The organism is Oleiphilus sp. HI0125, from assembly GCF_001635355.1.
Genome location: NZ_LWGF01000779.1, coordinates 1 through 1,526, shown reverse-complemented (window position 1 = coordinate 1,526; position 1,526 = coordinate 1). Strand labels below are relative to the sequence as shown.

Here is a 1,526-nt window from a genome sequence, read left to right as displayed (position 1 = left end):
TAGCGATGAGAACATCAGCTTCGTCCCAACGATTTCGCGCTTCGTAGTAAGGGCAACTACTAAAATAGCTGCAACGTCTGTTAGAGCATTGCTGATTATCTGCGGTCAGCATCGACCAAGCACGCGAGTCGATCTGCTCTTCAAGCGTGTCTCGATCACCGTCCCATGCACCTGAGGCATAACGGCTAAAAAATCCCTGTAACTGCTCTTCTGATAATTCCTCGTCATTGCCCTGATCAATCAAGAAAAGCGGGATAGTGGCATCGTTTGGATCGGCCGAGAACGACTCAATGCGTTGCTCTAGTTTGCTCAAGCACACATAGCGACCTCTACCCTTTGCTAAAGCATACGAAAAATCGATCCCAGAGTGTTTGGCGAGTTCAGGCAAATCTTTACTCAAAATTTGATCTTGAAGCGCTGTCGTTGCCGTAGATACAACGAGTTTTTTACCGAGTTCAATCGCGATAGGCAGAGTTGCCATGCAATAGCCAAGTGTTTTACCAGTACCGGTGCCAGCTTCAACGACGCAAGTGGTCGGCGCGCTATTTCTTAAGCCTTCGGCATTACTTTTAATTGAGCCCAAATACTTAGCGATTTCAGCGATCATCAATCGCTGGCCATAGCGCGGACGAAAACCATCTCGGCCGGTGAACTTGCTATAACTGGATTGAATTAAGGCTTTTTGTTCTTGGCTTAACATACAACGGGGTCTTCAACGGTGCCTGTAGAGAAAAAAGAAAACTTGAATAACTCGGACACAAGTATAGAAATGCTGAGGCAGCAGCCCCTATAATCATGGCGCAGCGCAGTTTATCAGAGTTTGAATGCTCGCTGTATCAAGCGACAGACAAAACGAATAATAAATTACGTCGTACAAAAACAAGCATAAAAACGAAAGCAGTATGGAGCAACGCATGCATTTTGAACTAAGTCCCGATCAAACCGCATTCCAAGACACCGCACGTAAATTCGCTGAAAATCATCTTGCTCCCAATGCAAAACAGTGGGACGAAGAAGCCATTTTTCCGAAGGATGCTTTTATCGAAGCCGGCAAGCTTGGCTTCATGGCAATGTATGTGCCTGAGGAATATTTTGGTATTGGTCTGAGCCGCTTAGATGCCTGTTTAATTATGGAGCAGCTTGCGACTGGCTGTACCACAACGGCTGCTTTTATCAGCATTCATAATATGGCCTTTAAAATGCTCAGCACCTACGGCCAAGAGAGCTTAATAAATGACTGGGCTGAACCCTTAGCGAGCGGTGAGAAACTCGCAAGTTATTGTCTTACTGAGCCTGGTGCAGGTTCTGATGCAGCATCACTCACTACAAGCGCAGTCAAAGATGGCGATGACTACATCATATCGGGCAGCAAGGTATTTATCTCTGGCGCGGGGTCTACCGACTTACTGATCACCATGGTTCGTACCGGCGAGCAAGGTGCATCAGGCGTGAGTTGTATTGCGATTCCTGCCGATAGCGAAGGCATTAGCTACGGAAAAAAAGAAGACAAACTAGGCTGGAATGCG

At 46.7% G+C, this 1,526-nt stretch carries 1 protein-coding gene and 1 pseudogene; one reads left to right on the top strand and one right to left on the bottom strand.

What is annotated here, in order from left to right; translation table 11 throughout:
- A pseudogene (locus A3762_RS12165) lies at positions 1–700 on the bottom strand (ATP-dependent DNA helicase DinG); the annotation flags it as partial.
- Between the two features lie 214 nt (positions 701–914).
- On the opposite strand from A3762_RS12165, the gene A3762_RS12160 reads away from it, so the two are divergent.
- A partial coding sequence (locus A3762_RS12160; RefSeq protein WP_197469229.1) for an acyl-CoA dehydrogenase family protein occupies positions 915–1,526 on the top strand: 612 nt, incomplete at its 3' end.